Annotated in this window: 6 protein-coding genes, 1 tRNA gene and 1 pseudogene; 3 read left to right on the forward strand and 5 right to left on the reverse strand. The window is 36.2% G+C overall.

Going from position 1 to position 5,484, the window contains the following annotated elements; all coding sequences use genetic code 11:
• Positions 1–675: 675 nt before the first annotated feature.
• The 3 genes from ON09_RS22150 to ON09_RS22165 form a co-directional block, all read right to left on the reverse strand.
• Positions 676–749: transfer RNA gene (locus ON09_RS22150), tRNA-Ala, on the reverse strand.
• Positions 750–1,067: 318 nt separating this feature from the next.
• A complete protein-coding gene (locus ON09_RS22160) occupies positions 1,068–1,703 on the reverse strand; it encodes a chloramphenicol acetyltransferase (protein WP_010603258.1) in 636 nt (211 codons plus the stop codon).
• Complete coding sequence (locus ON09_RS22165) at positions 1,700–2,395, reverse strand: HAD family hydrolase (protein ID WP_010603259.1); 696 nt, start codon at positions 2,393–2,395, stop codon at positions 1,700–1,702. The genes ON09_RS22160 and ON09_RS22165 overlap by 4 nt, the downstream gene beginning before the upstream one ends.
• Positions 2,396–2,474: 79 nt before the next feature.
• On the opposite strand from ON09_RS22165, the gene ON09_RS22170 reads away from it, so the two are divergent.
• From ON09_RS22170 to ON09_RS22180, 3 genes are read left to right on the forward strand one after another with little or no spacing between them, the layout of a single operon-like run.
• A complete protein-coding gene (locus ON09_RS22170; protein ID WP_010603260.1) occupies positions 2,475–3,083 on the forward strand; it encodes a Crp/Fnr family transcriptional regulator in 609 nt (202 codons plus the stop codon).
• Between the two features lie 47 nt (positions 3,084–3,130).
• Complete coding sequence (locus ON09_RS22175; RefSeq protein ID WP_010603261.1) at positions 3,131–3,640, forward strand: flavodoxin family protein; 510 nt, start codon at positions 3,131–3,133, stop codon at positions 3,638–3,640.
• A gap of 45 nt (positions 3,641–3,685) precedes the next feature.
• A complete protein-coding gene (locus tag ON09_RS22180; protein WP_010603262.1) occupies positions 3,686–4,333 on the forward strand; it encodes a carbonic anhydrase in 648 nt (215 codons plus the stop codon).
• Between the two features lie 157 nt (positions 4,334–4,490).
• Here ON09_RS22180 and ON09_RS22185 read toward each other — a convergent pair whose 3' ends face one another.
• Both ON09_RS22185 and ON09_RS25325 read right to left on the reverse strand, forming a co-directional pair.
• A complete protein-coding gene (locus ON09_RS22185; RefSeq protein ID WP_010603263.1) occupies positions 4,491–5,255 on the reverse strand; it encodes an SDR family NAD(P)-dependent oxidoreductase in 765 nt (254 codons plus the stop codon).
• 108 nt (positions 5,256–5,363) lie between these two features.
• Positions 5,364–5,484 (reverse strand): annotated as a pseudogene (locus tag ON09_RS25325) (5-dehydro-4-deoxy-D-glucuronate isomerase); the annotation flags it as partial.

Here is a 5,484-nt window from a genome sequence, read left to right on the forward strand (position 1 = left end):
TACAGAGTAATTCAAAGTGAAAAACTTTCGGCTTACTACGTTTGAAAAGATACGCGTTCGATTAAGAATTATTCTGCTAATAATTCTTTTACTGAAATGTGAAATTATGAACGGAAGTAATACAATCTGAAGCTGAAATTACAGCTCTCAATTGTTTCTTCACCTAGATAAACATACATTTCTAAAGTGTATTGAAAGTTCTCAGAAGATAGGCATAAAACGATAGCTTGTGATATTACCTCGAACTGAGATTAGTCTAACAAATGAAATCTATTTAAACATCGATCACACTTATATCGTTTTACAGGAATAAAAACTAAAATGTGTTTGAACAAGAAACTTCGTGGGATACGATAAGTTTCAAAATTCTGGCACCTCGGACAATTATGATCGTCAGGCGTTTTTATTAAAGAATTCATGTATAATAAGGATAGACTTAAAAGTACTTAAAAATCTGTATGTTATGCTTTTTTCGAATTCTTTTTTTTCATTTCTTTGATAAATATCAATTTTGATGTAATAAATGTTAATTGATAAATTCAAACGAAAATTGAGCAGGGAGTTCGGAACTTCTATAGATAGTTGAAGCTTGCGATATATTTTTTCAAAAAAACCAATACTGAGAGTCAATATTGATGAAATAAAAAAAGCCTCATCATTTCTGATAAGGCTTAGTGGAGAATATCGGATTCGAACCGATCACCTCTTCACTGCCAGCGAAGCGCTCTAGCCAAATGAGCTAATCCCCCAAAAAAAATGTTAATGATTAATTGTGGAGCAAAAATAGTAAATACTTTCTCTAAAGCAAATGAAAATTAATCTTTCAGCTTAAAAGCAAATAAAGCCATGATACATATGACTCCTATCGCCGACTGCAGCGGATAATTTATAAAAAGAAAAAGCACAAAGGTTGCAATGAGTAGCATCAGGAAAAACATTAGTGCTTTATGCCATGAATCCATGAAACACATGGAAATAATTGCAAGAATATAAATCGGAATAATAACTACGGCTAGAAACATTAGCCGAAATTAGTTTCAATGTGTTAAAAATCAATTAACCTCTTATTAACTTTCAGCTTTCTGCTTAAGTAAAGCCTGGTATTCATCAACAAACTGACTCACATGAAAACCATCCATTAAAGCGTGATTTACATGAATGGACACCGGCATAATTTTGCTTCCTTGTTCATCCCGGCACTTTCCGAAAGAAATTTTCGGACAGCTATCGTTAAATGAAAACTTTCGGGCATGAGACATTGATGAAAAATTTAACCAGGGCAATGCTGAATAGTGGATAACATTTTCTCCTGATGACGAAGGAATTAACCCGGTTGTTTGTTGCACCTTTTCAATTTCTTTACCTGCTGCGATTTTGAAATCTTCAAACTGCGAAAAAAAATCCATGTAGCCGAAGCCAAATGTTCCATTCGGACGATTGATTGTTGTAGCTGCATTTACGCTATCAAATTTCCAAACTTCCCCATCTATAATCCGGTACTTAAAAGCCTCGGTTCTATTTGCTGCCAGCAGCGATTTATGTAAGTAAAGCAAGAAAAAGGAAATGCCTTTCTCTTTTGCCACCTGATAAGTTGCTGTGCAATCTACATCTACAGTAACACCGAAAAAAGGCTCTTCAAAAGTGTTAAAAAATTCAAAATGATCTTTTCTGATCCAGGTGTTTATATCTATTTTTTCTCTCATTTAATTAGTTGGGGTAAAACATCGGCAAGATTTTCTACCTGGTAAAAATTTGCATGCTCAACAGTGTGATCTATACGCTCATGCACCCAGGTGGTGTGATACGGTATATGAACGGCATGACCACCTATGGCCAACACGGGCAAAACATCCGATTTGAGTGAATTACCCAGCATCAGAAATTCTTCAGGCTTGCAATCAAGGTGTTTAATCAGCTTTTGATAATCCTGCTCTTGTTTATCGCTCATGATTTCAATGTGATGGAAATAATGATCCAGACCTGATTTGGTTAACTTTCGTTGCTGGTCTAGCAAATCGCCCTTGGTTGCCACCACTAACCGATATTTCCCGTGAAGTGCTTTTAAAACTTCTTCTACGCCAACTAATAATTCGATCGGCTTGTTAAGCATGTCCTGTCCGAGTTGAATCGCTCTGTTAATCACCGCAGGGTTAACTTTCCCATCAGTAATTCTTAATACGGTTTCAATCATACTCAGCATAAAACCTTTTATACCATAACCATATAGCGGCAAATTGTTAATTTCGGTTTTTAGCAGTTCCGCTACAATACTGTGATGTGGCATAAAATCTTCCAGCAGACCTGCAAATTTTTCTTCCGTTTCGCGGAAATAAGGCTCATTAACCCAAAGCGTATCATCGGCATCAAAAGCGATAACGGTAATTTGATTGTTCATTGTTATGCTGTAATTTCGTGATGCAAATGTAAACCGCTCTGGCTACAGAATAAAGGACATTTGTCCATTTTCGAAAAATATGTTGAGAACAAACCCTACTTTTTTATCTTTCATCGAACGATTTTATGAGCACAACCAGGACACCGGAATTACGCTCAAAACATTTCGAAAGGGCTTTAGATTTGTTGAGCAAGGAGAAATAATCAAAAACATTTATATTGTTAAAGATGGAATTACGAAATGTTTTATCTCTGAAGAAAATGGTAAAGACTTTATTATAGAATTTTTGGGTAAAGGTGAAATTGTTGGAGAACTGGAAGCGATCAAAAAAATTAATTGCCTTTGTAATGTAGCGGCCATTAGTGAAGTAACAGCTTATGCCATTCCCAATCATGTTTTCCTATCTCTAACAGAAACGAATCAAGAATTTACCAGGATTTTATTGCAGGAGCTTTCTACAAGAATCATTCAAACAAGTTCTAGAGCTTCATTTCAGCAACTATACACGCTTGAATATGGTTTATTAAAATTATTAAGGCTTCAAGCTGATGAACATTTTTCTATTTCCAAAGAGGATATGGCCGCCTACTTGGGTATTTCAGTACGCAGTTTCAATAGAACTTTGCAGCAGGTAAAATCTAAAAACGAAGATGAAAAATTCACTAAATTTCTAGAAAATTTAGGTTAGATTCTACAGTTTATAGAACATTTAAACCATTAGCTTGTTAATCAGCTATGCCTGAAATGCTAATTATTAATGGAAGTGCCCGATTAAATGGAGATACACAAAAATTTATCAGCCGGTTAACCGAAGGCATGGATTATACTCTGATTAGTTTAGTTGAGCATTACATCCTTCCCTATCATTACGAAAGCAGTTACCCTCCAGAGGATCAGTTTGAGCTATTAGCCAAGGAGATTTCGTATCACAAACACATTGTTTTTGCTACACCGGTTTATTGGTATGCCATGAGCGGAAGGATGAAAAATTTATTCGACCGTTTAACGGATTGGGTAACTTTAAACAAAGAAGCTGGTAGAAATTTAAAAGGGAAAACTTTAAAAGTAATTGCGGTGGGCACTGATGGAGATTTGCCCGATGGATTTATCACACCGTTTTCAAGAACAGCTGGTTATTTGGAAATGGATTTCAAAGGGTATCAATATTTTAATAGTGCTAATACAATTACAGAGGAAGAACTTACAGAAATTCGAAAATCTTTTTTTAGTTTTATATCAGTTTGACATTTACAACATTTTATATCATAAATAAATTTAAGAATAATACACATGAATGTAGAAGAAGTTTTCAAAAATAACGAAGAATGGATTGGCAGAAAATTGGCCAATAATCCAGATTATTTCACTGAATTAGCGAAAGGACAGACTCCAGAGTTTTTATATATTGGATGTTCGGATAGTCGTGTTACTGCTGAAGATTTAATGGGTATACAGCCTGGTCAAGCTTTTATCCATAGAAATATTGCCAATTTGGTTAATAATGTTGATTTAAGCGTAATGACGGTTTTAAATTATGCTGTTCGTCATCTAAAAGTTCAACATATTATTGTTTGTGGTCATTACAATTGCGGTGGCGTGAAAGCGGCTATGCAACCTGCCGACATGGGTATCTTAAACCCTTGGTTACGTAATATCCGTGATGTTTACCGTACACATAAAGATGAATTAAATGCAATTGAAGATGAAGGTGTTCGTTACAACAGATTAGTGGAATTGAACGTTCAAGAGCAATGTGTAAATTTACTAAAGACAGCCGCTGTACAAGAAGCGATTACGCTTAGAGGTTTAACCGTGCAGGGATGGGTTTTTGATATCCACACTGGCCGACTAATTGATTTAAAAATCGATTTCGAAAATATTTTGAAGGATATTAAAGAGATTTATAACCTGTTTGAGCCGAAAGACTCGAAGATTTAAGCTTACTAAGATCGCTTCCTAAACCTGTAAATTCATGGAAGCATTCTATTCCAAAAAAATGAAAAGACCGATGTATGAAAATATGGAAATTCACTCCATACTTCAGACATCGGTCTTTCTTACTATTGACGCTAAACTTTAGACTTTACACGATCAGCTAGCGTCCCATCCAACCACCATCAACGGTTAAAATTGTTCCATGAACGTAGTCGCTTGCGCCTGAAGCCAAAAACAAAGTTGGTCCTTTAAAATCTTCAGGTGTTCCCCATCTTCCGGCAGGGATACGGGCTAAAATTGAGCTGCTCCTATCGGCATCTTCCCTTAATGCAGTTGTATTATCCGTTGCAATATAGCCAGGCGCAATGGCGTTAACATTTACTCCTTTTGATGCCCATTCGTTTGCAAAAGCTTTAGTTAAGGAAGCAATGGCGCCTTTACTGGCGGCATAACCAGGCACGGTAATTCCGCCTTGAAAGGATAAAAGTGAGGCCGTAAAAATTACTTTTCCACTTCCTCTCGCAATCATATCCCGACCAATTTCTCTGGTTAAAATAAATGGCGCAGTTTGGTTTACGGCGATCACCTCATCCCACATCTCATCAGGATGTTCTGCAATTGGCTTACGTAAAATGGTACCGGCATTGTTCACTAAAATATCAATTACCGGATGATCCGTTTTTACCTTTGCAGCAAATTCCAATGTACTTTCGCGTTTACCAAAATCACATTGATAAGCATAAAATTTTCTGCCTAAGGCAAGCACTTCTTTTTCAATTGAACTTCCTTGAAGTTCCAAGCTTGCAGAAACGCCGATAATATCTGCACCAGCCTCTGCCAATGCTAAAGCCATGGCTTTACCAATGCCTCTTTTACAACCCGTTACCAACGCAGTTTTACCTGCTAAATTAAATATGTTTGACATTTTTCTTTTCTTATTGATCTTTAGACTTGTTTATCAAGTCATCTTCATTTCGACCTAAGCGGAGAAATCTTTTAAATTTATTCGCTAAGAATATCTGTGAATTAAAATCTATTTCAATTCCGTGATGGCACAGTGATCCATATCGCCATAATCCAGGTTTTCGCCTGCCATACCCCAAATAAAAGTATAGTTGCTTGTTCCCGCTCCGGAATGGATAGACCTAGTTTGG

The sequence above is a fragment of the Pedobacter agri PB92 genome, from assembly GCF_000258495.1.
In the GTDB taxonomy this organism is placed as follows: domain Bacteria; phylum Bacteroidota; class Bacteroidia; order Sphingobacteriales; family Sphingobacteriaceae; genus Pedobacter; species Pedobacter agri.